The 25,065-nt window shown below is 56.9% G+C and carries 21 protein-coding genes and 1 pseudogene; 14 read left to right on the top strand and 8 right to left on the bottom strand.

Features of this window, described 5'->3' with window-relative positions:
• Positions 1-536 precede the first annotated feature (536 nt).
• Complete coding sequence (locus INHI_RS0102805; RefSeq protein WP_027246633.1) at positions 537-1,193, top strand: hypothetical protein; 657 nt, start codon at positions 537-539, stop codon at positions 1,191-1,193.
• Between the two features lie 208 nt (positions 1,194-1,401).
• Here INHI_RS0102805 and INHI_RS20265 read toward each other — a convergent pair whose 3' ends face one another.
• A complete protein-coding gene (locus INHI_RS20265; protein ID WP_027246632.1) occupies positions 1,402-2,097 on the bottom strand; it encodes a hypothetical protein in 696 nt (231 codons plus the stop codon).
• 287 nt (positions 2,098-2,384) lie between these two features.
• Between INHI_RS20265 and INHI_RS20255 the strand changes: the two are divergent.
• The 5 genes and pseudogenes from INHI_RS20255 to INHI_RS20250 all read left to right on the top strand — a co-directional run.
• A pseudogene (locus INHI_RS20255) lies at positions 2,385-2,755 on the top strand (transposase family protein); the annotation flags it as partial.
• Between the two features lie 10 nt (positions 2,756-2,765).
• Entirely contained in the window at positions 2,766-3,365 is a 600-nt protein-coding gene (locus tag INHI_RS21400) for a LysR substrate-binding domain-containing protein (protein ID WP_081698675.1), read from the top strand.
• A gap of 1,379 nt (positions 3,366-4,744) precedes the next feature.
• Positions 4,745-5,416, top strand: coding sequence for a hypothetical protein (locus tag INHI_RS0102780; RefSeq protein ID WP_027246629.1), 672 nt, complete (start codon positions 4,745-4,747; stop codon positions 5,414-5,416).
• 69 nt (positions 5,417-5,485) lie between these two features.
• Complete coding sequence (locus INHI_RS21015) at positions 5,486-6,190, top strand: hypothetical protein (RefSeq protein ID WP_155805543.1); 705 nt, start codon at positions 5,486-5,488, stop codon at positions 6,188-6,190.
• Between the two features lie 89 nt (positions 6,191-6,279).
• Entirely contained in the window at positions 6,280-6,675 is a 396-nt protein-coding gene (locus tag INHI_RS20250) for a hypothetical protein (RefSeq protein WP_036766816.1), read from the top strand.
• Positions 6,676-6,958: 283 nt separating this feature from the next.
• On the opposite strand, the gene INHI_RS0102765 is transcribed toward INHI_RS20250, so the two are convergent.
• The 3 genes from INHI_RS0102765 to INHI_RS20820 form a co-directional block, all read right to left on the bottom strand.
• Complete coding sequence (locus INHI_RS0102765; RefSeq protein ID WP_027246628.1) at positions 6,959-9,016, bottom strand: S8/S53 family peptidase; 2,058 nt, start codon at positions 9,014-9,016, stop codon at positions 6,959-6,961.
• 33 nt (positions 9,017-9,049) lie between these two features.
• The gene (locus INHI_RS20680; RefSeq protein WP_081698674.1) at positions 9,050-10,210 is read right to left on the bottom strand and encodes a phosphatase PAP2 family protein; all 1,161 of its coding nucleotides are present in this window, start codon (positions 10,208-10,210) and stop codon (positions 9,050-9,052) included.
• 337 nt (positions 10,211-10,547) lie between these two features.
• Positions 10,548-12,611 carry a winged helix-turn-helix domain-containing tetratricopeptide repeat protein gene (locus INHI_RS20820; protein WP_081698673.1) on the bottom strand — a complete coding sequence of 688 codons (2,064 nt, stop codon included), beginning with the start codon at positions 12,609-12,611 and terminating at the stop codon, positions 10,548-10,550.
• 518 nt (positions 12,612-13,129) lie between these two features.
• Here INHI_RS20820 and INHI_RS0102750 point away from each other — a divergent pair.
• Complete coding sequence (locus INHI_RS0102750) at positions 13,130-13,339, top strand: hypothetical protein (RefSeq protein ID WP_024099447.1); 210 nt, start codon at positions 13,130-13,132, stop codon at positions 13,337-13,339.
• 378 nt (positions 13,340-13,717) lie between these two features.
• Here INHI_RS0102750 and INHI_RS0102745 read toward each other — a convergent pair whose 3' ends face one another.
• The 3 genes from INHI_RS0102745 to INHI_RS20235 form a co-directional block, all read right to left on the bottom strand.
• Positions 13,718-14,284, bottom strand: a complete 567-nt coding sequence (locus tag INHI_RS0102745) for a 3-hydroxyanthranilate 3,4-dioxygenase (protein ID WP_027246627.1) — start codon at positions 14,282-14,284, stop codon at positions 13,718-13,720.
• A gap of 45 nt (positions 14,285-14,329) precedes the next feature.
• Positions 14,330-15,760 carry an NAD-dependent succinate-semialdehyde dehydrogenase gene (locus tag INHI_RS0102740; RefSeq protein ID WP_027246626.1) on the bottom strand — a complete coding sequence of 477 codons (1,431 nt, stop codon included), beginning with the start codon at positions 15,758-15,760 and terminating at the stop codon, positions 14,330-14,332.
• A 116-nt stretch (positions 15,761-15,876) separates the two neighbouring features.
• Positions 15,877-16,599: a GntR family transcriptional regulator gene (locus tag INHI_RS20235; RefSeq protein ID WP_036766815.1), complete on the bottom strand. Its 723-nt coding sequence runs from the start codon at positions 16,597-16,599 to the stop codon at positions 15,877-15,879.
• A 108-nt stretch (positions 16,600-16,707) separates the two neighbouring features.
• Here INHI_RS20235 and kynU point away from each other — a divergent pair, with 108 nt between their 5' ends.
• The 7 genes from kynU (at position 16,708) to INHI_RS0102700 (ending at position 24,115) form a co-directional block, all read left to right on the top strand.
• Positions 16,708-17,958 carry a kynureninase gene (gene kynU, locus INHI_RS0102730; protein ID WP_027246625.1) on the top strand — a complete coding sequence of 417 codons (1,251 nt, stop codon included), beginning with the start codon at positions 16,708-16,710 and terminating at the stop codon, positions 17,956-17,958.
• Positions 17,959-18,148: 190 nt separating this feature from the next.
• A complete protein-coding gene (locus INHI_RS0102725) occupies positions 18,149-19,096 on the top strand; it encodes a tripartite tricarboxylate transporter substrate binding protein (protein ID WP_027246624.1) in 948 nt (315 codons plus the stop codon).
• Between the two features lie 62 nt (positions 19,097-19,158).
• The gene (locus tag INHI_RS0102720; RefSeq protein ID WP_027246623.1) at positions 19,159-19,581 is read left to right on the top strand and encodes a tripartite tricarboxylate transporter TctB family protein; all 423 of its coding nucleotides are present in this window, start codon (positions 19,159-19,161) and stop codon (positions 19,579-19,581) included.
• Positions 19,582-19,593: 12 nt separating this feature from the next.
• The gene (locus INHI_RS20230; protein WP_036766814.1) at positions 19,594-21,099 is read left to right on the top strand and encodes a tripartite tricarboxylate transporter permease; all 1,506 of its coding nucleotides are present in this window, start codon (positions 19,594-19,596) and stop codon (positions 21,097-21,099) included.
• 152 nt (positions 21,100-21,251) lie between these two features.
• Positions 21,252-22,232 (top strand): TRAP transporter substrate-binding protein, encoded by a 981-nt coding sequence (locus INHI_RS0102710; protein ID WP_024099439.1) that lies wholly within the window; start codon positions 21,252-21,254, stop codon positions 22,230-22,232.
• A gap of 90 nt (positions 22,233-22,322) precedes the next feature.
• Entirely contained in the window at positions 22,323-22,856 is a 534-nt protein-coding gene (locus INHI_RS0102705; RefSeq protein ID WP_027246622.1) for a TRAP transporter small permease, read from the top strand.
• Entirely contained in the window at positions 22,853-24,115 is a 1,263-nt protein-coding gene (locus INHI_RS0102700; RefSeq protein ID WP_051338932.1) for a TRAP transporter large permease, read from the top strand. Before INHI_RS0102705 ends, INHI_RS0102700 begins: the two co-directional genes overlap by 4 nt.
• On the opposite strand, the gene INHI_RS0102695 is transcribed toward INHI_RS0102700, so the two are convergent.
• Positions 24,110-25,057: a LysR substrate-binding domain-containing protein gene (locus INHI_RS0102695; protein WP_027246620.1), complete on the bottom strand. Its 948-nt coding sequence runs from the start codon at positions 25,055-25,057 to the stop codon at positions 24,110-24,112. The two genes, INHI_RS0102700 and INHI_RS0102695, sit on opposite strands and share 6 nt — an antisense overlap.
• Positions 25,058-25,065 lie beyond the last annotated feature (8 nt).

The raw sequence follows: 25,065 nt of genomic DNA, 5'->3' as shown, positions 1-25,065 counted from the left end.
GTCCCCATGTGAAGTGAGCTCCTCAAGAAAGAGCAGTTAGCCAACATCGCCCAAGCGCGGCATGCGGTGCTGGCGAGCATCGCAGTTCGTCACGCTGCAATATCAGCGCCATAGTGCAGGAAGTCCGTAAACAGTGAACGATGATAAAGGTGAGGGCGTCGCGATCGCAAATCTGATCGGGACCGATGGGTGCAGCATTGTTGGTTGGGTTTATCGCTGGAGGACAGGATCACATGCGGTGATGTGGGACGTCCAAGGGCCCCGGCCGGTATCGGAAACCCGGCCGGACATAAGTGACGAGCAGAAGCAAGAAATCGACTTCGATGCGCTCACGCGGATCGGGAGAAGCGACAGCGGATAGGCTTCTCAGGTAGTCGCCAGCGGGTATCGTTGGAAAGGGCGCGGTGGCACACCGGACATTGGGGCCGCACGCGGCGAATGCGGACTCTGAGCCCAGTTTGACGGATGCTGCACTGTGAACGAGTGTCCGCTCCTTTGCATTCGACGTCGCCGGAAAACCGCGATATTCAACCCTTATGTTAATCGAAGAAAAAATGCTGGCTGCATTCAGAGGAGAAGACGGTCTCTGCCGATTGAAGCCAGAACGCGGTGGTCCGTATAAGTACGCGGACTATCCGAAACTTCTGGCCGAACTGCATGAATCAGCGAGGCGGCCAAACTTGATGCGGGATGGCACTCTCAAAACCGTATTCACGTGGGACTACTTCGAAGAGTTGTCCGACCGGGTGGATCACGGCATCGTCGCGATGCTGGCGTTCACGAACCTTGTGCCGGTGCTGCCTATCACAAGGACCTGGATGGCATTCCAACATCAAGCCGCCGGACACGCATGCCGCCAAACAACCTTCATCGGCACCGTGATTGAACCCAAACCCGCAATCAAATCGGCATTTCTCGAAGTCGCACGATCCAACTATTACGCCTGCAGAGGTTGGTTCGAAGACGCTGATACCAATCCAAAGCTAGCAGAGAGCTACATGGCCACCATCCACGCACTCGGTTTGTCCTGCGGCGAACAAGCGCGCGCGGAGCTCTGTGAGAGCATCTATCCTGTAGACGTAACTGAAACCTCTATGGGCATCTGCTTCGAGGAAGTTGGGGATTTGATCTACCTAACCGAGGATGAGTACGCAAAACCGCTGATCCTGTTTTTGTCGGCGAACTCAGACTGACCTGCGATCAACATCTGAATTATTTCACCAAAATCGACCGATTTTGGCACTCTCGATTTCCCTAAGCAGCCATGCGCGCAGCCGTAGCGAAGGGCCGCAAGGTCCCGCTCTTCGGTCCTTGCCAGCGACAGCAGCGAACGGCCGCTACTTGAGTAACTCAGCATGCTCAAATTTCCGCAGTCTGATGGCACCGCTGTTATGCTCAGCGCTAGTAATTCACCTGCTCAAACCCGTAATTGCCCTCATAGTCACGCCAATCGACGAAGACAGAACGGTGATAGATACCCGGGCAATTCTGGCCCCATCGTTCGAGACCGACATGGTCCGCTGGTAGGGTGGCTATGGAAGATCTCTGCCAGGCGAAGTCACCTTGCGTCCCATATGTGCCGAGGACCACAGTGGCGCTACGGTTGCAGTCGCCGTCACGTCCGGATTCGTGCTGTCGCGCATATCGGACATCGAAGACTCGGATTGAACGTACGAAGTTGAAATCAGGTCCGCTGATATCGATGTCCGCGCGATCTTGAACGAGCTGGAGGGCCCAGTCGGCTGGAACGAGATCGTAAACTGGCGAGGATTGGAGCGGCCGACGGTTGTCGGGCCGGTACAAAACTTCAAAGATGCGCCCAGCGTTGTTTGATGGCCGATCGCTCTCATAGGAGGCGCCCATGGGACAGCGCCAGATTTGCAGCGGCGGTTCCACCGGCCAGGGCGTTATCCGCCTGATGAATTCGGCGCGAGCTATGGCGCACGGGACGGATGCCGGCCAGCCGCCAGACAGACACAGGAGGATCGCGCAATCGATCGGGTATGTCTGCGCGCGGGCGGGTACCGGCAGCGAAAAACCTGTCACGGTCAAAGCGACAGCGACCGAGGGGAGGAGCTTCTTGATCAGATAGTGCATGCTGCGGAACCTCTGTGACAGGAGCTCAGCATACATACGATAATATACTATCGCAACATTAAGTATAACGACGCATAATGAAGTTTATGTTATATTTATTCCAGAAAGTGACGACTTCCCAATCTTAAGTTTCAGGCGTGTACGAAGATATCAAATTGCTGACTTGTCCGCCCGGCGGGCGCTAGGGTCAAGGTGCATTGATTTCCGCTTGTCAGCGTGATTCACGGTTCGAAAACGAGCGGTGAATATGTTTGATCGCTTCTGGCTGCCGGATGGGCAGATGCCCCGTCTTGAGCAGCAGCATCTTCGTTAAACGCAATGAGTTGAGGTGGCGCGATGCCCTTCGGCCTATTGCCCGCACAGGACACTATACAACCGCTGGAAGCGGTGTAGCGATGAAGGCATCTTCGCCCAGATGATGACGGGTCTGGCTGCTGAACATGGCGAAGAGAAGACTGTGATGATCAACGCCACGTACCTCGAGGCATGCCTCACCGCGACTAGTTTGCGTGTCAAAAAGGGGGGGCTTGGACGCCTGATCGGCCAAACCAATGGCGGCATAAATACATAACTTCATGCTATTTGTGACAGCTAAGGACGCCCGCTGAACCTGTTCGTGACCGCAGGGCAGGTCAGCGACTACATCGGAGCCCGCGCTTAGGCGGAAAATGACCGGGGCCTTGCGTATCGGCTCTATTGGTTCCTCCGCGTCAACCCGCCTCTTACCGCGATTACTGGGCCGCTATCAAAGCCGATTTCCCGAAATCCGTCTCGCAGTGCGCGAAATACCCGAGGCTGCAATGGTGGAAGCCCTGAAGACCGGTATGGTCGAAGTCGCCATAACAATCGCGCTGGATGACCCGTCTCTGGAACAACTTCCGCTTGCTGATGACCATTTGATTGCCCTGCTCTCCCATGACGGAGAATGGCCCGTGCAGCTCTCCCCGCAGGGCCTTTTGTCATTGCCGTTGATCATGATAAAGGGCGGCTCTGAACCTCTCGTACGGGCATGGTTTGCTCGGGGTGGACTTGACCCCGATATCAGGCATGAAGCGCAGCAAATCACATCGCTTCTGGCGCTTGTCCGTGCAGGACTAAGTGTGACACCCGAGATTGTCCTTGCGCGGTATGCCAGCTCCCGTCATCCGAGACTCGTTCTGCCTTTGGGGAAGTGTGTTGGGGGGCGCAGGCGTTCCATTTCAGTTTCTTTAACTGTTCGCGCAATCCGGTCGAGTTTGGTCACAATAAGATTGAAGTCTCTGCGTTAGCAGGGACGCAGCGTTTCCGCACCAAGGATTCTGCTGGTGCAAAATTCGATAGCTAGCCTCCCAGAAGCGGACCCTTGGCAGAGCCAACCTGCCTCATTTGATGCTGCGGCGCTAGCGGAGCGCAGCCGCCTAGGCGCTGGACTGTTTCGTTCGTAACCATCCGCGTAATGTCCTCTGGCGCCGGAGGGGGGTATGCACCATGCACGAGATACGCGTGGGGCATATGGTCGGCGGCATTGAACCCGCAGGATGACACCTGCAGCGCACGTGTCCGTGCGCGCCTGCCAGCCCCGGGCGAGGGAATTCCGCGATATTCGAGCACGGGCGGGAACAATCCCGGAATTCTTGCGTTCACCTTGAAAAAACTCACAAAAACGTCGGGGCACACGTGCGGCATCTCTTTTTTCACTACCTTCGTGAGCTTCACGAATGGCGCGTATTTGACACTTCGCTCTTCGGCCTTTGCGACTGCAGCCTGCCGGAGGCGTTTGAAGAAATTCGCAGATCCGAGACCATCCAGCGCCATTGGATGCTGCGAACGCAAGGGTTCGGCCCGGTACTTCAATGGGCCGCCGCATCCCCAAATGAGGATACCCTTGGAAGCCTAGTAGAGATCTATGCTATCGAAAACAGTCTGGCCCTTGGCCCAATCGCATTGAGGCCTTCGCAGGTCTGGGTGGAAGTCTTCCGTTCTGGATTCACTCCAAGGGCCGCGGTCAAGCTGGGACAACCTGCCGGGCGGTTTGCTGCCGGGCAGTCGGCTGTCCCCGGCAGCACACCGCCCGAAATGGCTGCAGTTCCATAGACAGTCTCTGCAACGGCTGACGGAGACATGCCTGCTAGCTGACTTGTTTTCCCGGCCGCAGGGATCATGTTCTAAGGAAAGAACCAATACACCCGCTGATCGATAGCACCGGCATCAAGGGCGAAGGCGTATGGCACACCCGGGAGCATGGCAGCCCCATCACAGAGGCTGTGCGATAAGTCTGTCCGGGGGAGGGGCACCACGCCCATCAGATGATCTGTGCAACCGAGCCACCCTGCATTTGACAGATACTACGACAGATCCTCCTCTGAATTAACAGGCATTGCAAACTGATGCGGGCACCAAGTGCCTTCAGGGGATCAACTGCGCCGGAAAATCGAGTGTTCCGCCTGCATAACATATGAGGGGTGTAACCCCGGTGATGCGCGTGTCCAACTGCGTATCGTTGACATGGGGCTGCCGTTACACATTCAAAACCGAGAGATGACCTTCAGAAAATTTCAGAAAATTTCAGCACCAGTTTCAGGACATCTGACCTCAGCGACCTGATGATGACTGGGCAAGGTTCACAAAGACAGGGCCTGCTGCCAATCATCAAAGCGAGGAATTCACTATGTCTACCCTTTTGACAATTAACGTAAAAAACATGGAGCCAGCAACCCAGGGCTTCTTCTTTTTCCAAGAACCTGCGACCTATACCGGCGGTGCGACGGTCTATTCCAACAGCCTTTTTGCTGAGAACCTTGCCAATTACGGTTCGTCTGGCTCGATCCTTACCTTTCAGGTTGATCTTCAGTATTATGCGGGCATTCAAGAGGCCCATTCGGCGCCGGCTGTTGGCCAGTCATCAGGCTATTCGTCGGCCAGCCGTCCGATCGATCTTGCGCCTGCTGGGGGCGGCAGCGCCAATGACTCCACAACCGCCACAGTCAGCCCAGCACTTGGCCTATCCACACCGACAAACGAGGCCGGCGTACAGTCTGGCGCGTTCCGGATCAATACGCCCAGCTTCTCTTCACCGCCCTTCTACAACGTCGGCTCCGCAGTATCTGCAAACGGCGGGATCGTCTTGTCGAACTTTGTTCAGGCAAATCCACAGTCTCACGTCGATTGCGAGCCGATCCTGAAATACTACGTTGCGACAGGTACCTACACGCCTGGCACCGTGATGGATTTCACCGCTGCGTCAAAGACCTCGGCGCTGTGTGATTTCACCGGGGGCTACACTGTCATCGACGTGGAGCTGGCAGCTAATGGTGATTGGAATATCACCAGCCGGACCTAGGTCAACCTCTCTCCGTCCTTGGTGGAACTTCGGAGCAGTTTAGGCTGCGCCTTAGAATGGACTGCACTCATGCCGCATACGCTGACCATAGTAATCAGGAACCTGTCTCAATCTAAAATGCAGTTCTATGCGTTTCAGCATCCTGCAGATTACCAGAGTTCAGGAAGTGTACTTCAGTCGTCATCGGCCAGCTTAGCTGCGGGTGCAGTCCTCCCCTACAAATCATCTGGGTCCACGCTTCAGTTTCAATTTGAACGACAACCTCATGTCGCCGCATTTAGCAATCAAGCTAAATTCGCCATGCTTGTGAAACCACAACCGTTTGAAAGCGCGGCGCAAGCTTCAGTTGTTGCCAATTGGCCGATTGCTCTGACGCCAAGAGACCAGACCAAGCAGGTGCCTAATGACACTCAGTTGGCGGTCGGATCGCTCGGTTTATCCATGCCGGTCTACGCATCAGGCATCCCTGAAGGGAACTTTGGTATCCAGATACCAAGCTACACTCCCACTGGTGGTTTGAAGCTCCACTGCGGCAATGGGATCAAGGTGAAAAACACGCAGGTCGTCTTGTCCAGCTACGTCACCCCCGCGCCAGTCAGTCACATATTCTGCGCGCCAAAACCGAAATTCTACGTGAAGACAGGCAATCATCCTGTCGGATCACCCATTTCGTTTTCGGCAACAGGGGCTGCACTCTGCGATTTTACTCAGGGCTATTCCACCTGCAACGTGGACTATCAGCCAGACGGCACATTCACAGTCCACCGCCAATAATCACTTGTTGCGGGGCCTTTTTGGGCCCCGGGAAACACGTCGCCGCATGGCGATCTCCCTCAAATATCTGGCGAATAAGGAATTTAGATATGACACTTCTTAAAAGACTTGCTGCCACTCTCCTGCTGTTGGTTACACTGCCTGCCCTTGCGCATGCTGCGTGCACAGCAACTAACAATACCGAATATTCCGCGGCTATTGCCCATGGCCATGCTTACACCAAGCACTCAGCCGAGTTCGTACATGGAAAAGTAATCGATGGCTTGGCATTCCCCGATCCGACGATTGCCAATGCGGATGAATTCGCAACATTTCTTTTGGGGATTATGAATGCTCCGACGGAGTCCAAGCCCTTGGCCAACAATCGCTATGCGTACTGGCACACGCCCACCGGCACGGTCATCATCACGAATGATAATGCCAACGACTGCGGCACCGCGTTTCGTCCATTGACCGGCAAGACCTACTACGACAACCTGAGTTGAGTTCAGCCCTAAATCCATGCCGTCTCTCCGATTTTGCGGAGGGCGGCAGATTTAATGAGGAAAGCGCAATGCCTGAAAAATCTCCAAACACGTTGACGGCAACAGAGTGTATGGCTTTGGCCAATTGTCTGAATCATATGGTTTCACAGACAGAAACGGACGAGTTTTCGACCCTTGTGGGTATTGACAAGGAAAGCGCGAAGGCCCTGATGATCAAGCTAAAAACTATGATCGCAAACTGACCTGAAGCTCGTGAACATTGCCCCTCCCGGGGCAATATCGCTCAACCTCTTTCAGGCCAACCAAAATCCACTGAAATATCCACCTGGCCACCGCCTGTACGGGTTATGGGGACCTTGTTGTCAGGATCTTCGGCCTCGGCCAAAGAGCGCAGCCAATTGCGGTCAGTCTCCACCCCTCCTGAAGTCATCTGAACCGCCAGACGCGCAACCCTGGGTGCAGCGACACTGGTGCCGCCCATGCGGGTCAAGCTGCCACTGCTGGATCCCGCGCTCAATACGCCGGTCAAGACCGGACTGTCATCCGCAAGTGCCGCCGCATCGGGTCCTAGTCGATTGGCTTTTTTCTTCCCACGAGAAGGCGTAATCGGCCCTGCGGCGGAGTAGTCTGACAGCAAGCGGTTACTTTGGGTGAAGGCGGCAACCACCATAGGTGTTTTCCCGCAGGCATAACCGCTCAACGTGCCGGCGCGGTGGATTGGGCTGGTTGTTCCCGCCGGATCCACCGGAAGGGGCGCGCCAAGCGCGTTGAAATAAACATAGTCAGCGTTGTTAAAATACCCTTGCCGACCACCGGGCAGAAAACCGGGCAAGGTTTCGTCACGCTCTATCCAGATTTGAACGTCATCAGTGCTACCCATATCGCAGGATGTAATATCGAGCTGCCAACGACCGGCTCGCGCTAGGTCGATAGCGGATTGATGCGCAGTAGGATTGATGCTGAAGGTCATCACCCCGCGACGTGTTTGCCCCCCGTCGAACCGATACGTCAGGCGTGCGACCTCTTGGCCTTGCTCATCGACCAGCCGCTGCCCGGTATTGCCCGATACATAAACTGTCTTGCTCGTGGGGCCAGATGGAACCGTAACACGGGCCCCGACAAACCGGGGTGGCGGATTGGTTGAGTGGTACGGCATCCACATCTGGAGATGGCTTGATGTCCGGTCATCCGGCTGAGCAACAAAATCCAGTTTCCACGATGGGCTCTCGGATTTGCTTTTCGCATTCTGAAGGTTCAGGCCCGCATGAATGCGACTAAGGTTACCATTGCCCGCTGGTAACACAATCTGGCGTGTTTGATCTGGATCGGGCTTCTTTGCTTGCAGCCCGAAATACCGGTCAATCACGCGGTCAATACTGCTGGTGCCATCATGCGGCCCAGCAAAGTTCCCATAGCTGAAATTGAATATGACAGGCGGTTTACTTTTGTCGGGCAGTCGGAACCGCGCCGCCTGATTGCACAAGCGCTTGAGTGCTAGCTTAAAGCTGGGCAGCGTATTCTGTCCGGTAGAATCCTCAGTAACCCGTGAGGGCAACAACGCGCAGATAATGGGCCGGTTACTCGGGGCGTTGCTCATCGAATATCCAGCGGCGAGCGCCATTACATGCGTGCCATGCGAACGACGCAGGGCGACCGCGGAGAGTGTTTTGCTTCGCGCATTTACCAAACCAACCGCTGCATAAAATGCAGGCTCATCTAACAAACCGTTGGTCGTATATTCCTGCAAAAGAGCGTCGATTTGGGCTTTACTATAGCTGCGTCCCGACGCCCTCCCCTGAGAGAGGTGTTCAGGAGACGCCGACAGGATAGTTGCAAATTCCACCCGTGACGACACAAGGCCATCTCGAAACAGGTTATGAGCGAAGGCAATCGCATCGTCGATGACAGCTGTGATGACCGTTCCTTCGGGCACCTCAATGATCTTACGATGATTGCTGTCATCATCATTTGTATCAACGTCATGCAGATCAGCCGCCGCAACAGTTGCGCCCAACGTCAACCCTATCACTGAATAATCGGCAGCGTGACGGTTGAAGGCATCTAACAGCGGTTGGCGGGCAAAAATGGAAACGAACTGCGTTTCCTCGACCCGATCACGGTCATCGGCATCATAATCAACCGGGATGACCAAGTAATCCGGGAACCGGCTTTGCGCGCGCTCTTCAAACTCGCGGATACTGATATCTTGCAACTCAACAAGGGCGGACCACCAAGGTTGAGACACTGCTGATGTAGTGTGCACAAGCGGACGCGACAATCGATAGTCAGCAATGTCAGACAGCAGATCCTGCGACTGAAATGTTTCCCAATGCAATGGCATGGTTTTTACTCCTATTTCGACAAAGCAATGGAATTATATGGAGAAATCCTGCCACTCGGCCTGTGCCTTCTTCCAAAGCCAAGTCAGAACCGGAGAAGCCATATCCGGTGTCGTCGGGTGACACTCACTGGTGGCCCAGGGGTTACGTTTCTTGCCCGCCTTTTTCGTCTGGCGATCGTCGCGTGCAACATACAACGCGTGCCAATCAAAATCCTCCGCAGCATTGAACGCGGGGCCATTGAAGCAGGCACTTGTCAGCTCATTCGCCTCCGGGTCACATACCGCGTGCAGATAGTCCGCTAATGTGAGCCCAAGCATAGCCCCGGCTGCACTATCAACTGGAAAGTGAACGCCTGCGACAGTCCGGTTTGTGGCAATCCGGGATGCCAAACGCATGAACATTTCGCCCCAGACGCCGTCTTGATGATATTGCTCCGAGTTGGAGGTCCGCAGCAGCTTCCATAGGAGGCGCGCCGTAACGAAGGCTTCCGTGGCATGGCCACTCGGCAAAGAACCGTGAGTGGGCGTTGGGATTATGGGTTGAACCTGCGGCGAAAACTCTATCGGGCGTTTGGCCGAAATACTGTATTTCAAACGCATGCCACAATAGTTGGTGAACCCGAGTGCTGCAGACATCAATTCCAGCGTGAAGGGGGTTCTTGCAGGATCCATATAAGAAATCGACGCCAAAAAAGGCGTAATTGCGCTGGTCTGCGAAAGGATCTCTGCCGCCCGATCGCCACGCAGGTCAGCATAGGCGGTGAGATAGGCCATCTGTTCCTTGAACTGATCAATCGTCGGGGCTGTGATTTGAACTAGGATGCTATCTGATTGAGGCGAACGACCCGCTGGCCGAGTATCCCGCCGCCAAAGGCTGGCGATTGCCGTCTCATCCGTGGCATCCGAAAATGCCACCCGCGAGCCTAATTCAGACAAGTATAGACTGGCCCGGACATCTGCTGATAACCGCGCCAGATTGCGCGGATCGTGGGGGCTACCCGTAGTAATGTGGGGATTCAGATCTAAGGGCGCACCGACAATACCATCGCGCGTCGTTAGCAAAGCCTCAGCTGCGACCGTACTCCCAGCAGTTCCAAAGCTATTAAAGCTGTTGAAGCTATTGAAGCTGTTAAAACTATTCTCGGGCGAACCTTTGGCATTGAAGGGCAATTCAACTTTCCTTTGATAAATCATAGGGTACTCGCGATAGTCACCCGATCAGGAAGAGATCAGATGGCATGTCACGGCCTTAAATTGTTCGGGGCAACGCTCGTATGAAAAATTATGCTCTAACGACGCCATTCTACTGGCGCCGCCTACCATGCCGCTCTCACACTGACCGACCTTTACACCCCCTTGCGGCGCCAAAACCTACCAGAAACCAACACTGGGGAACGATGCATCCCCAATGCACCAAGGCGCAGCGATTACTACCTTAGGGCGTTTTAAAATAAATGAAACAAAATAAAGTTGCACCTCTTATCATCGTGCTATGATGCCGCCAAAACAACGGTTCCACTTGAGATTCCGCTTAGGTTTCAGGAATTCCGAGATCCTTCAGCGTTTCCGCAAAACGTAAACCGACTTGATAAGAGGAACTGGGAGACCGTTTCAGCCATCCGTCGACAGTCAGATTAGGCTGCACTCTCAGCAGCTCTCTAGTCGTTTTACGCGCGTCGCTCTCACGTCCCAAGCGCAATTGTGCGACAGCTTTTATCCGCAAGGTAGAGGCATGTGACCGGTTCAGCCGAAGCGAAGCCTCCGCCAGTTCAACGGTACGGGGCAAATTATCAGCGGCGAGGCTCGCTCCAGCAGAAAGCGCCAGGAACATGAAGCGATGCGGGTCGAGCGGGGCAAGATGCATGGCAAGTTCGGTGTCGCTGACCGCCAGATCCCCCTGTCCTTGAAACGCATAAAGCGTACCCCGCAGCAGGCGTCCGTTTGCATCGTTCGGGTTCACTTCCAGCGCTGTATTATAGCGATCTTGTGCAAGCTCCAAATCCCTAAAGAGATTAACTAAAACAGCACCTTCGCTAATAAGACCCAATGCACATTCTGGATCAATTTCGAGCGCACGCGATGTGTACTGTAGCGCACTCTGACCATCATTTTCTGGCGTTTCTGTCCAACCTTGTTGGACCTGAAGAACATACCACCGGGCCACCCAGGACAAAACCAATGGGTGATCGGGAGTTCGATCCATCAACTCATCCAACATGACCCGCGCCGCTTGGAAATCGGATTTGGATAGCCGATGCATGAGAGCAACCGCACCCAGCAAAAGCGTTGAATTTTTCAACGATGTGATTGGCTGCAATCGTGATTTTCGCACTTCATTGAGGCTGATCGCTTTGCGAACGCTCATCACAATCTCATCAATAACACTGAGATTGTTGATCCAGCTTTCTAACGGCTTCAAGATCCGCTCTGACCATAAAATCTTGCCGGAAGAAACATCGGTCAATTCAAGAGTGACGATCACCCGTGCGCCATCTTCGTCGCAGACCCCGGACATCAGAAATTCTGCGTTGAACGTCTTTTTGCAAAGCTCCAATGTCATGTTTTCTGTCCGGATTCCGAACGTTGAGAGACGTGAAATTACGTTGAGGTCAGTTGATTGGGATAATGCCGATATGATGTCATCAACCAAGACATTGGCCAGAACAGGATCATGAGCGCTGCGATTACGTATAGTAAACGGTAGGACTGCCACTGTTGGTAATACATCGTCCAGATTGGTGCGCGCAGCAGGATAGTATGTCGATCCATATCGGTGCACACGATACAAGCGGATACCATCGACCTCAGCCAGTTGATGCTGATCTCCGAGATCCTCGAATTCGCATTCCAAACTGAAGTGCAGCTGATCCCTTACCTCTACGGTGGCGTATTCCCGCCCATCGTTCGACACTCGCAGCAATTTTGACAAGGCTGCGATCCGGCTTCTTTCAAGAGTATCGAAGGCAGTGCGAAGAACGCCAATTCCCAACGCACCTGCACTCCTGTTCAAGGCCCGGCTGCATCGAAGTGCTTCGATTGGGGTTGCAAAGGTCAGAGTTGCACTGTTTCCATCAATTGCTTTCGCCCCGGTGGGTCGGTGCAGCCGTACCACCGATTGTACCGCGTCATACAGCGAGGTTTCGTCTGGCCCTCCTGCAGGTCGACATATGATCATCACAGTACGCTGGCGTGTCGCCTCCCATTCTATCAGGTCGGCGCTGATATGGTGAGGCAGAGTTTTCTGTGTGGTGCTGGAGAGAACAACGGATCGACTATCCAACAGGTATCCTTGTTTTGGAATGGTGCGAAGCAACTTGCGATCGCTATCCCCCAACGATTTGCGAATTTCCGAGATGCATTGTGTAAGGCTGTCATCCGTCACACTCGTATTCGGCCAGACGGCAGCAAACAGTTCAGACTTGGTAATCACTGTACCTGAGTGTCTGGCCAATACGGCTAAGACCTGGCCAGACTGAGGCCGCAACCGAACCGTGTTTCCAGACGGGTCTAAGAGTTCATTGGATACCGGATCATAGAAATGCTCTCCAATCTGAAGTTGGTTTCCGCCATCGGGATGCTTTACGGTATCGGTCATGAAGCCTAAGCTACCTATATATTTGATATTTTTACGCCCATGATACCCGATATTTTGCACTCTTCAGCTGTCGGTTCTGACGGCAAATCTAACTAAATTCTAAAAGCGAGCAGAAGCCTAACGCTTCATCCCTCAACATGTAAAAGTTACAATCATAAGAGCAACCCAGAATGTATCTGTCGCGTTCCGATGGCGACCCAGCCGCTCGTTTCAGCAGCATCCTTTTCGAAAGTGACTGGGTTTTTCCCCGCCTAAGGCAGAGTGTCGTCGGGGCGAGGCTCGAAAACCATATATGGTTGAAGATTGCCATCTACGCAGTCAGCTGCCCCTACCTGCAGAGGAGAACTGGTTCCTGACATCAGGGATTTGACCAGGAGCTGTCAGATAAGATGCTAAAACGGCTTGGATTGGCGGGCAGCAGGAACCTTCTGCCGCGTCGACTGTTCTTATTATATATCAATCAAACGAAGCTAAGTCGGCGATCGTCGGCTGATCTAAGCTGAACAGGAGCAAGTCCCATGACAAAGTTCGAACCGAAAGAGCAGCTGTATGATCTGAATGGATCTGAACAGCATATCCCTTTGAAAAATCGTGCGGGTGAAAATGGTGATCCCACCCATGCAGACACAGAGGGTGCGCTTAAGGGGGATCTGGCTGACCAGGTAGACAAAGCCGATGCCGATACGCAGATTGCGGATGAACTGAAGGACCTGGTTGACAACAACTGACCACAGCTAACCAGCGGCGCAGTTGATAGCCTGCGCTGCTCCCCACCGCCAATGCACATGACATCGAGCTGTTTTTCGAGGCTGATCACTCCGAGTTCTCGCGTCTTCAGGTTCGCGACGATTTACATGAGTTATTTGAGAGAGCACCCGAACCGATCTGGGCGCGTGATGGCGAGGCGATCGCCGACCTAGTCCATTTTGAGCCAAGGCTTTGATGTAGCCTTGGCAAGATGGTCCGAGGAGATAAGCTTGCATGGATATTCCCAGCTTCCCCCCCTGTTGCCTTGGCATATCGAAACCAAAGCCGCCAACTGCGCGCTCGCCGTGGTGAGCGCCGCGCAGTTAGAACTTCCGACGGCCCCTGCACTGGGGGTCAGTTCAAAGTTGCACCCATCCCTGCGGCGGCTTGCCCTTACCTGGGTGGATCTCACCACAAGTTTTGCAAGTGCGCGCCTCGATATTGGAGTGGAATGCCTCGTAAATCTTGGGCAATGCCGAGACGATGCCGTCTGTACCATCCAGTGTGACCTCTTCACGGTGAACCAACGCCTCGCAGTTGAAGCAAAACCACTCAAAGCCCTCTTTCATACCGGGCTGGCGCGGCGCCTCGACGACGATGCCGATTGAGCCCTCCTGCGGGCGTTGCGGCGCATGGCGCACATGCGGCGGCAACATGAATACCTCACCCTCTCGCACCGGCACATCATAGATCTTACCGCCATCCGCGATTTTGATCATCATGTCGCCCTTCTGCTGAAAGAACCACTCCTCCACCGGATCATCATGGAAATCGCAGCGGGTGTTGGGGCCGCCGACCACCATAACAATCATGCCGTCGCCGTCCTTGTGCAGCAGCTGATTGCCGACCGGCGGCTTCAGCTTGTCCGCATTCTCCGCCAGCCATTTTTGAAAGTTGAAGGGCTTCAGAGTGGGATGATTGGACATGTTTGATCTCCTTTGGACTGTAACTGTTGCCTTGCGCGCGGCGGTTCAGGCGATGCTGCGGGAATGCCAAACGTTCTTGACAGTCAGATAGCTGTCCAAGCCCTCGGCGCCGCCTTCGCGGCCATGGCCGCTGGCCTTGACCCCGCCAAAGGGGGTTTCCGGTAGAGAGGCCTCCAACGTGTTGATCGAAAGGTTGCCAACCTCGACTTCGTCGATCATCCGGTCGATGTAATCGGCGCGATTTGTCATGCCATAGCCCGCCAGCCCGTAGGGCACCGCATTTGCGGCGGCGATAGCTGCATCCAAATCTGCCACCGGGTTCAGTACTGCAATCGGCCCAAAAGGCTCCTCCTGCATGATCCGTGCCTCAGGCGGAACATCGGCCAGCACTGTAGGCTGGAAAAAATAGCCCCGCTCGCCTAGCCGCGCGCCGCCGGTCAGAAGCTCCGCCCCCTTGGCAACCGCATCCTCGACCAGCGCCGTCAGCACCGGGAGGCGGCGCTCGTTGGCGGTTGGCCCCATCTCGACGCCCGGCTCCACGCCGTTGCCAACGACGGTTGCGGCCGCACGTTCGGTGAACCGGGCCTTGAACTCCTCAAAAATGCTCTGATGAACAAAAAAACGGGTCGGCGAGGTGCAGACCTGACCGGTATTGCGCATCTTGCGGATGGCGCCACTGACCGCAGCCTTTTCCACATCCGCATCTTCGCAGACAATGACGGGCGCATGGCCGCCCAGCTCCATCAGCGCGCGGGTGTCGTGCCTGGCAGCAAGACTTGTCAGCTGGCGCCCTACGGCAGTGGACCCGGTCAGAGCCACGAGCTTTACCGCTGGCTGTGGGATCAGATATTCAGAGATCTCTGAAGGCACCCCGAACACCAGGTTCAGCACACCGGCCGGAAGGCCAGCATCCTGGAACGCACGCACGATATGCACCGCGCCGCCGGGCGTTTCCTCGGCCGCCTTCAGAATAATCGAACAGCCCGATGCCAGCGCCCCCGCAACCTTGCGAGCAGGCTGGCTCATCGGGAAGTTCCACGGTGAGAACGCAGCAACCACTCCGATAGGATGATGATGGACTGACAGTTTTGAGCCCGCCGCCGCCGGAATGACACGCCCATAGGCTCGCATCGCCTCACCTGCATCCCATTCAAAGAACTCAGCGCCACGGATAACCTCCAGCCGGGCCTGCGCAAGCGGCTTACCGTGCTCGGCTGTGATGGTCTGTGCGATCTCTTCCTGCCGCTCGCGCATCAGCGCGGCGGCGCGCAGTATGATATCGGCACGTTCACGCGGCGCGGTGCGACTCCAGACCGCCAGCCCTCGCTCCGCCGCCGCCAGCGCCTCCTCCAGATCCACGCGACCGGCGCAGGGCAGTTGCCCCAATTCTTCTTCGCTGGCCGGGTTCACGACCGCGATACTGCGCTCCGCCTTCCGCCACTGGCCATCGATAAAGAGGTTGAGATCGGGATACATGTGCCTGCGCCTCCTGGAGTTGAACGACCCGATTAGGCGCAGGCCTGGCACAAGCGTTCAACTGATATCCGGGAAAGCAGATATGCTGTTTCCTGATAGCCAATCTGCTCACCTACCTATGGGCTGCTCTCGCTCTGATCTTCCACTCGGTCAAAGAAGCGACGGGTGAAGCCCGCGTGCTCTTCCAGCAGGCGCACGGCCCGATCCTCGTCGCGCGCCAATACCGCCTCCATCAGCTTGGTGTGGTGCGCAATGCCAAGGGCGGCCCGACTGTGAGCGATCAATTCGGTGCTACCAAGGAACTTACCGCGGTTGTCGCCTGTGAACATGCTGAAGAAATGCCGATCCAGATGGTTGGAAATCTGGTCGTAGAACAAATTCAGCCATTGCGAGCGCGACGCCACCAACAACGCCCTATGGAAACCGCGGTGCCGGTCCGACCACAACCGCAAGTCATCAAGATTGCTGGTCTCCGCCGGCTCGACCGCTTTGGCCAACAGATGGTGGCTGGATAGGATCTCTGCCTCCCAGACATCATCACCATGCGCAATCGCCTCGCGCAGCAGGGCGGTTTCGATCACGAGCCGACAGCCTTCGAGGTCCATCAGCTCTGCTTGGGTCACAGCCGCAGCGCGGAAGCCGCGATTGTTCTCCATCACCACGAATCGCTCACTCTCCAGTCGCCGCAATGCCTCGCGCATCGGTGTCACACCCAAGCCGCTGTCCTTTCCCAACGCCGGGATCCGCAGTGGCGCCTTGGGCGGAATTTTCGCCTCAATCAATTGTTTGAGCAGGAATTGATAGGCCATTTCCGATTTTGACGACGTGGGCAAATCCATAGATTGACCTCCAGAGAAATAATCGTATACGATAAATTAAATCATATACGATTCTAGGTGTTCACTTTGATTTTATCAGTCGCACACCCAGCCCGAGAAGGAAAGCCAATGGCCCTCACCCCCACCCGCAGCGCCGCCGAGGCTCTGGACAGCCAAGATCCGCTGGCGCACAAGCGCGACGAGTTCTTCATTGAAGAAGGCACCATCTACCTGGATGGCAATTCTCTGGGTCCGGCTCCGAAAGCTGTGTTCGACAGTATCGACCGAACCATGCGCGAAGAGTGGGCTAAGGGGCTGATCCGCAGCCACAACACCGCCGGCTGGTTTATGCTGACCGACACGCTGGGGGACCGCCTTGCCCAGCTGCTGGGCGCCGGCGAGGGCGAGATTGTGGTCTGTGACACCACCTCCCTCAATATCTACAAGACTCTGCACGCAGCGCTTTCGATGAAGCCTGGCCGTCGCAAAATCGTGGCAGAGGGCACCTCCTTTCCAACAAATCTCTACATGGCCGAGGGCGTCCGATCCACTTTGGACGGCGCCACATTGGCATTAGAAGGCCGCGACGGCGACCGGATCGAGGATATGATCGACGCCGACACAGCGGTGGTGATGCTGAACCACGTGGATTACCGCTCTGGCGTGATCCGCGACGTAAAGGCGTTGACCAAGCTGGCGCATGAACGCGGCGCATTGGTGATGGTGGACATGTGCCATTCTGCCGGAGTGATCCCGGTCGATCTGCACGATCTGAATGTCGATTTCGCGGTCGGCTGTACCTACAAATACCTCAACGGCGGGCCAGGTTCACCCGCCTATGCCTATGCAGCCAAGCGCCACCACGGCAAGTTCACCCAGCCGCTCTCCGGCTGGCATGGCCATGCCGCACCCTTCAAATTCGAGCAGAGCTACCGCCAGGGTGAAGGCGCCCGTGCGCTGTTGTGCGGCACCCAGCACACCCTGTCTATGCGCGCGCTGCAATCGGGACTAGCGGTCTTTGATGATGTCGAAATCACCGATCTCTATTCCAAAGGCCGGGCATTGTCGGATCTGTTCGTCCAGCTGGTTGAGAGCTTCGCTGATGACTTTGGTATCGGCTTTTACAGCCCGAAAGACGGCACGCTACGCAACGGTCAGGTCTCACTAACCCACGCCGAAGGCGGCTATGCCATTGTGCAGGCGCTGATTGCACGTGGCGTGATCGGCGACTTTCGCCAACCCAACGTGATGCGCTTCGGCTTCACGCCGCTGTACCTGCGCTTTGCCGATGTCTGGGACGCCGCCAACCATCTTCATGAGGTGATGAGAACCGAAGAGTGGAAAGAAGACCGCTTTAACGTCGTCAACACCGTGACCTGACCGGCCGCCGCGCTCCGTGTGCGGCATCTGCCCCTAAACCACTGACGTCACGGGACCGCCCTGGCGGCACATCCCGTGACGCTTCCTGCCCTGCGCCTGAAACTCTGCATCCCATCGGGTGCAGGATGATGCCCCGTGGCCACCACCAGTACGCAGAGCCAAAGATTTCAAAAACCAACGGGAGGACCACATGAAACTCAATAACCTGCTCAAGACGGCTGCATTTGCAGCTGCAACGGCCCTCAGTCTGCCGCAAGCGGCAGCTGCCTGGACGCCGGAAGAACCCATTGTGTTGCGCATTGGCTTTGGGGCTGGAGGCGAAACCGATACCATGGGCCGGGTGCTCGCGGCCACCATCGAACGCCAGACAGGCTGGGATGTGGTTGTGGAAAACCGTCCTGGCGGCGGCGGTGTCGCCATGCTCAGCGCTCTTGTCAACGAAGCACCCGACGGGCTGGTACTGGGCATGGCGGTGAACATCCCGCCGCTCATGGCGCTTAGTCAGCGTCCCGACTCGGTGCCCTTTACACTGGACAGCTTTGACTACATCGGCACCGTCACCGTGGCAGAAACCGCACTGATCGCGGGCGGCGACGCAATGTTCTCGTCGATTGGGGAACTGGTGGAATTTGCCCGCAGGGAAGGCTCTGCCAAGATCGCCTGGGACGCGCCAGACGCAAAGGCAATCCTGCAAAAGATCGGCCAGCAGGAAGGCGTTAGTTTCCGAATGGTCAAAGCCGAAAGCGGCGCCGAGATGAATAAACTGCTACTGGGAGGCCAGGTCGATGCCGCCTTCGGCACTGGCGCCCATCTGCCGTTCATTGAAGAGGGTCAGATGAAGACCATCGCCAGCCTGTCGGACAAGCGGCTCAGCTCTGCGCCCGATGTGCCGACGTTGATCGAGTCCGGCCATGATTTCTTCATCGCTCCCTATTTCTACATTACAGCCCCCGGCAGTCTACCCACCGACGCAAAAACCGCGCTTGCTGATGCCATGGACAAAGCCGTGGCCGATGAGGCGGTGCAAACAGTGGTGCAGAACGCGGTCAGCGCTCCTGCGGTTAACCTCGGCCCCGAGGGTACCCGGCAGATGATGCAGGATTCGCTGGGCCCCATCGGCGCTCTGTTTGCCCAGTAACGCCCCATCCCTAACCCCGTGGCTGCAACTTGCGCCGCGGGGCTTTGCGACAGGAGAAAACCATGACATTGCAACGCATATCCGGTGTTTTTTTTGTCATTTTCGCTGGGACGATGATCTGGGGAGTGATCCCGGCACAGACAGAACCCGTCTACCCCGACGGCTCAATCCCGCCCGAGGTTCTGCCCAGCGTCTATGCCGCAATGATCGGTCTGTTCGGCGGCACGCTGGCGTGTCAGCGCGGGGAAGCACACACGCTTGATCTGCGGCAGGCAGCAAAAACTACCGGGGTTTACCTGATCGCACTAGCCGGTGTCCTGGCGATGAAACACTTCGGGTTTCTCTTGGCCGCCCCGGCGCTGGCGCTTGGACTGCTGTGGCTGGTGGGGGAGCGCCGACCGCTGTGGTTGGCCATAGGTGGTTTTGCAGGACCTTTGCTGATCTGGACCGTTTTCGAAGTCCTGCTGGGACGTCTTTTGCCCTGAGGAGGGGGAGCGATGGTACCGTTTGATGTAATTCTAGCAGGGCTGGCGGGGACATTTACCCCGGTGGTTCTGCTGTATGTGCTGGCCGGGGTGGTACTCGGCCAATTTGTTGGGGCGGTTCCCGGCATTGGTCCAGTGATGGCGATCGCCATTGCAATTCCGTTTACCTTTGTCATGGAGCCCCTAGTCGGGATTTCCTTCCTTGTCGGCATCGGCAAAGGCGGGTTGGTAGGCGGCGCGGTTCCAGCGGTGCTGATCAATACCCCAGGCACACCCGATGCCGCTGCCACCGCGCTCGACGGCTTTCCGCTGGCGCGGCAGGGTAAGCCGTTGAAGGCAATGCGGATGGCGCTTTATTCTTCGGTCACCGGTGATACCGCCAGCGATATTATCCTGATCACCGTCTCTGCGCCGCTGGCCATCGTGGCGCTGAAATTGGGACCCGTGGAGATTCTATTCCTGCTGTTGCTTGCCTTTACAGTGATCGTGTGCCTGGTTGGAGGCACCATCGCCCGGGGCGGTGTCGCACTGTTGCTGGGTCTGCTGCTTGCAACCGTCGGGTTGGACCCAGAATACGCCACACCACGACTGATCTTCGGCCAGACTGAGCTTTATGATGGCATTCCACTGGAAGCTATTGCCTTAGGCATTCTCGTGCTGCCCGAGGTGCTGCGCCGCTTAGCTCAAGGTAGCGGTCTGTCGCGTCCCGCAGTTGAGATCCCGGCCGGCCAGCCCGCCGCCGACCGCAGCATCAGCTGGCGCGAGTACTGGTCTTGCCGGTTTGCAATGCTGCGCGGGGCCTCGATTGGCACGGTTCTGGGAGCACTACCCGGTATCGGGTCCACCGCAGCAGCCTTCATTGCGTATGCCGCCACCCGCGAGAGCGCCAAGGATCCGAGCAGTTTCGGCAAAGGCAATATCCAAGGCATCGCGGCGGCGGAATCGGCCAACTCTGCGGTGGTTGGGGCTAACCTGATCCCACTGTTGACACTGGGCATCCCCGGCAGCGTCGGTGCAGCCCTACTGATCGGTGCCTTCAAGATACATGGCATCCAGCCGGGGCCGCTGTTGTTCGACCAACAGGCAGAGCTGATCTACGGATTGTTTGGGGCGATGATCGCTGCCAATTTCATGAACTTCTGGGTCGGCCAGGCAGGCATGCGGCTTTGGTCAGCGGTGGTCAGGGCGCCGGAGCTGGTGATCTTTACCCTAGCGCTGCTACTGTGCATTACAGGCGTTTACCTAGGCGCGGGCGGCATGTTCGGCCTCTACACCATGCTGGCCTGCACGCTGCTGGGACTGGTTCTTTCGGCGTTGGGCTTTTCAGTGATCGTGTTCATCATCGCCTTCTTTCTGGGCAGCCGCTTTGAAACCACCTTGTCGCAGGCCTACAGCCTCACCGGCGGATCTCTACAGGAACTGACGAACTACCCTGTGGCGTTGGCGCTGTTGGTGGTGAATCTGGCCTTCATTGCGCTTTACATGCGTAAACAGAACCGCCGCGCCCTGCCCGTCTAACCGCGGAGAACACCCCCTGACGAGGTGTCGGGCGCCCGCTCGGCACCCCGTCAGGTATATCATTAATTTATACCAGATTACCGTGTTACAAGTTGCTGAACTATCAGACCGTTCCCCATGCTGGGCCCAAGCTCGCAAAGGGGAGATCACACATGGTATATCTGAAGTCACTCAAAACCGCAGTAGCTGCAGCGGCGGCCTGCTGCTTCACTCTGGGCGCACAGGCGGCAGAGTTCCGACTGGGCCTCCTGACGCCGCCGCCGCACATCTGGACCAAAGCGGCAGAGGCCTTTGCCGACGAACTCAACACAGCCTCAGACGGAGCGCACAGCGTGCAGGTCTTCCCGGCGCGCCAACTGGGCAACGAGGCGCAGATGCTGCAACAACTGCAGACCGGCGCGCTCGACATGGCGTTTCTTACCGTGGCCGAAGTCTCCAACCGGGTGCCGGATCTGGGCGCCTTCTACGCGCCCTATCTTGCCGCCGACATCGACCACGCCGGGCGCATATTGCGCTCTGATATCGCGCGGCAGATGCTGGAGCCGCTACCGGCCAAGGCTGGTGTTGTCGGGCTGGGACTCGGCATGGCTGGCCTGCGCCAAATCGTATCGCGCGAGGAAGTGAACAGCGCCGAGGACCTCAGCGGCCTGAAACTGCGGATCACGCCATTTGCACCCATCTTCGACTTTTATGAGGGACTGAACGCGGCGCCGACCCCGATGCCACTGCCCAGTGTCTATGATGCACTGGCCAACGGCCAAGTTGACGCCATTGACATGGATGCAGAGCTGATTTGGGTGCTAAAGTACCACGAGCACGCCAAGACCATCGTGCAAAGCGATCATATGATGTTCCCCGTGGTTGGGCTGGTCTCGGCGCGCGTATGGAAAGATCTCGACGCAAAAGATCGCGAGATGATCGCGGAGCTGATGGCGAAGCACTTGGACAGCACCATCGACACCTACACCGCCAAGGAGCCGGAGTGGTTGGACAATCTGAAGGCACTGGACCTGACCATGACCAAGGTCGGGCCGGAATTCTTCGCAGGTGTCATTGATGAATGGGATAGAAAATGGGCTGCAGAGGCGCCGTCATTGCCCGCCATCCGTGCCGCAGCCGAGGCAACCCGCTAGCCGCGCACTCCCCCGCCACTATAGCAAGAGCGGCCTCGACAAGCCCCGCCCCTGCCCTGATATTCAAGACCCAACTCATGGCTTTTCCCAATGCTTCAGACTTTCTCCCGGCAATGGGCACGGGCGGAATTGGCCTGCGCCGCCACTCTCGCCGCCGCGGTCACCGCACTGATCTTACTAAACGTACTGACCCGCAACCTCGGCCTTGCGCTGTTCTGGGTGGATGAACTGGCGATCTATGCCATGATCTGGATGACGCTATTGGCAGCCTCAGCTGCGGTCCACCACAAGGACGCGGTCGCCGTCACCATTGTCACCGACGCGCTACCGCAAGCTATCGCGCGGATGCTATTGCGCCTCGTCGATGCGGTGATCTTTGCGCTGGCGCTATTGACCACTTGGTTCTGTTGGCGCTGGTTCCTACCATTGGAGTTCGCGCGCGCTGGCTTTGACGTTGAAGCCTTCCAGGGCGCCACCTTTAATTTCATCTATTCCGAGGCCACCAGCACGCTGGGGGTACGCAAAGTCTGGGTCTGGTCCATTATGTGGATCTTTGCTTTCGGCCTGATCTTGCACAGCTTCAATAACCTCACCACCGCGGTCGACCGCAAGGAACAATCATGACGACAGTCGCCGTTTTCATTCTTTGCATGTTCTGCGCGGTGCCGGTGGCCTTTGTGCTTATCCTGACTGCAATCGCCTATGTGCAAGCCAGCGGGAACGCGGTGCTATTCGACAGTTTCGCCCAGCAGCTGTTTTCTGGTCTTGAAAACTACGGCCTGCTGGCGATCCCGCTGTTCATGATGACCGGGGAGTTGATGAACGAGGGTGGCATGACCCGACGGCTCGTGCAGGCCGCACGGGTTTTTGTCGGCGGTTTTCGCGGCGGCCTTGCCTATATCAATCTTCTTGCCAACATGTTCATGGCAGCAATCATCGGCTCTGCCGCCAGTCAAATCGCAGTGATGAGCCGCGCCATGGTGCCCGCGATGAAGCAAGAAGGCTACCGCCCCGGCTTTGCCGCCGCGACGACGGCTGCGGGCGGCCTTCTGGCGCCAGTGGTGCCGCCATCGATGATGTTCGTTATCTACGGCGTCCTGGCGCAACTGCCGATCGGCGACATGTTCATCGCAGGTATTCTCCCGGGACTGTTGCTATTTGGAGCCTTTGTCATTGTCGTCACTCTCATTGGAATCGCACAAGGATTCCCGCAGGGGCAATGGATGTCACGGTCAGACGCAGCACAGGCGTTACTGGGCTGCCTGCCCGCCAGCCTGATACCCGTGACCATTATCGGCGGCATCCTGTTCGGCGTGGCGACGCCTACCGAATCCGCCGCCGTCGCCTCGCTTGTGGCGTTTGCCATGGCCTGGTTCTCTGGCCAACGGCTGACACTGCCACGGCTCTTCAACTTATTCCGCCGCACCGCCGTCAACTCCGGCATGGTGGTGTTCATGATCGCAGCGGCCAATGTGTTCGGCTGGGTGGTTGTTTACGAGGCGCTGCCACAGAAGCTGGCTGCATCCATCACCGCCATCACCAGCGATCCATTTCTCTTTCTGTTGATTGTTAACGCGATGCTGCTGTTTGTGGGCATGTTGATCGACGGCATCGCGGCAGTGATCCTGGTCACCCCGATCCTGCTGCCGATTGCCACCGGCTCCTATGACATAGACCCGTTCCAGTTCGGCGTGGTGCTGTGCCTGAATCTGGTGCTGGGGCTGCTAACGCCACCGGTCGGCGTTGGACTGTTCATCACCTCATCAATGACCGGCATCCGGGTGGCTGAAATCCTATCCGCGCTGTGGCCATTCCTGTTGGCGGTAGCCTTGGTTCTGGTGGCGCTTAGCTACTGGCCTCTGCTGTCCACCGCGCTGCTATGACTGTTCGGCTGTGGCCTGCTCCAGATAACCGATCAGCGCCTTAGCAGCCGGTGACAGCCGCGCCTTGGCGTTCAGCGAAATCCCAACTGGCCCGGCACCAAAGGGCACCTGCCAGTCCAGCCTGGACAGGCTGCCCCAGGCGATATCTTGCTCCGGCACATGACGCGGCATAAGGCAGATCAGGGAGCGCCGCTGCAGCAGACTGCGGTTCGTCAGAAAGGACACCGAGTCCACATGCGACGCCGGTGCATACATGCCCTGGCCGCCGAAAAACATGTCGACCTGCCGCCGCAGGCTGGTTTCCGGCGGTGGAAGGATCCAGCCGAAGGGCTTCAGATCCTCGAAACTCAGCCCTGTCTGCCCCACAAGCGGATGGTCCGGGCCGGTCACCGCAACGATGGTTTCATCGAACAGTTTACTCTGAGCAATCTCATCGCGGTGACGGTGGGTTGGCAGTCGCCCGACCACCATGTCAATCGCGCCGCGGCGCAGTGCGGGCATAAGCGCGTCATTAGTGCCCTCAACCACCTTCACCGCCACATGCGGCCGCTCTTGCATCAGCTGATCGATCGCCTGCGGCAAAAGCCCTGACGAGGCTGCAAGAAGCGAGCCGATCACCACCCGGCCGCTACTGCCATCGTTGAGGTCATCCAGCTCCTGCGCGGCGTTTGACACCTGCGCCAGGATCAGTTGCCCCTGCCTGATCAGCGCCTCACCATAGGCCGTGGGGATGACCCCACGGTTGGTGCGGTCAAACAGCTGGACCTCAAAATCCAGCTCTAGATCCTTGATCATCTTGGTGGCCGCCGGCTGCGAGACATTCAGTTCGCGCGCCGCACCCTGAATGTTCTGGTGCTGCCCTACCGCCACCAACAGACGTAGCTGCCGGAACTTCAGCCGGGTTTGCACCTTTTCAACGATCCGGGTGTGGCGGCTGACCATGTGTTATC

The organism is Phaeobacter inhibens DSM 16374, assembly GCF_000473105.1.
Taxonomy (GTDB): Bacteria; Pseudomonadota; Alphaproteobacteria; order Rhodobacterales; family Rhodobacteraceae; genus Phaeobacter; species Phaeobacter inhibens.
This window is presented reverse-complemented; position numbering and strand designations above follow the sequence as displayed.

Bases quoted from the DNA above. Each gene is read 5' to 3' on its own strand.
- INHI_RS0102805 (WP_027246633.1), top strand. From the start codon at position 537: ATGTTAATCGAAGAAAAAATGCTGGCTGCATTCAGAGGAGAAGACGGT.
- INHI_RS20265 (WP_027246632.1), bottom strand. From the start codon at position 2,097: ATGCACTATCTGATCAAGAAGCTCCTCCCCTCGGTCGCTGTCGCTTTG.
- INHI_RS21400 (WP_081698675.1), top strand. From the start codon at position 2,766: ATGACCGGGGCCTTGCGTATCGGCTCTATTGGTTCCTCCGCGTCAACC.
- INHI_RS0102780 (WP_027246629.1), top strand. From the start codon at position 4,745: ATGTCTACCCTTTTGACAATTAACGTAAAAAACATGGAGCCAGCAACC.
- INHI_RS21015 (WP_155805543.1), top strand. From the start codon at position 5,486: ATGCCGCATACGCTGACCATAGTAATCAGGAACCTGTCTCAATCTAAA.
- INHI_RS20250 (WP_036766816.1), top strand. From the start codon at position 6,280: ATGACACTTCTTAAAAGACTTGCTGCCACTCTCCTGCTGTTGGTTACA.
- INHI_RS0102765 (WP_027246628.1), bottom strand. From the start codon at position 9,016: ATGCCATTGCATTGGGAAACATTTCAGTCGCAGGATCTGCTGTCTGAC.
- INHI_RS20680 (WP_081698674.1), bottom strand. From the start codon at position 10,210: ATGATTTATCAAAGGAAAGTTGAATTGCCCTTCAATGCCAAAGGTTCG.
- INHI_RS20820 (WP_081698673.1), bottom strand. From the start codon at position 12,611: ATGACCGATACCGTAAAGCATCCCGATGGCGGAAACCAACTTCAGATT.
- INHI_RS0102750 (WP_024099447.1), top strand. From the start codon at position 13,130: ATGACAAAGTTCGAACCGAAAGAGCAGCTGTATGATCTGAATGGATCT.
- INHI_RS0102745 (WP_027246627.1), bottom strand. From the start codon at position 14,284: ATGTCCAATCATCCCACTCTGAAGCCCTTCAACTTTCAAAAATGGCTG.
- INHI_RS0102740 (WP_027246626.1), bottom strand. From the start codon at position 15,760: ATGTATCCCGATCTCAACCTCTTTATCGATGGCCAGTGGCGGAAGGCG.
- INHI_RS20235 (WP_036766815.1), bottom strand. From the start codon at position 16,599: ATGGATTTGCCCACGTCGTCAAAATCGGAAATGGCCTATCAATTCCTG.
- kynU (WP_027246625.1), top strand. From the start codon at position 16,708: ATGGCCCTCACCCCCACCCGCAGCGCCGCCGAGGCTCTGGACAGCCAA.
- INHI_RS0102725 (WP_027246624.1), top strand. From the start codon at position 18,149: ATGAAACTCAATAACCTGCTCAAGACGGCTGCATTTGCAGCTGCAACG.
- INHI_RS0102720 (WP_027246623.1), top strand. From the start codon at position 19,159: ATGACATTGCAACGCATATCCGGTGTTTTTTTTGTCATTTTCGCTGGG.
- INHI_RS20230 (WP_036766814.1), top strand. From the start codon at position 19,594: ATGGTACCGTTTGATGTAATTCTAGCAGGGCTGGCGGGGACATTTACC.
- INHI_RS0102710 (WP_024099439.1), top strand. From the start codon at position 21,252: ATGGTATATCTGAAGTCACTCAAAACCGCAGTAGCTGCAGCGGCGGCC.
- INHI_RS0102705 (WP_027246622.1), top strand. From the start codon at position 22,323: ATGCTTCAGACTTTCTCCCGGCAATGGGCACGGGCGGAATTGGCCTGC.
- INHI_RS0102700 (WP_051338932.1), top strand. From the start codon at position 22,853: ATGACGACAGTCGCCGTTTTCATTCTTTGCATGTTCTGCGCGGTGCCG.
- INHI_RS0102695 (WP_027246620.1), bottom strand. From the start codon at position 25,057: ATGGTCAGCCGCCACACCCGGATCGTTGAAAAGGTGCAAACCCGGCTG.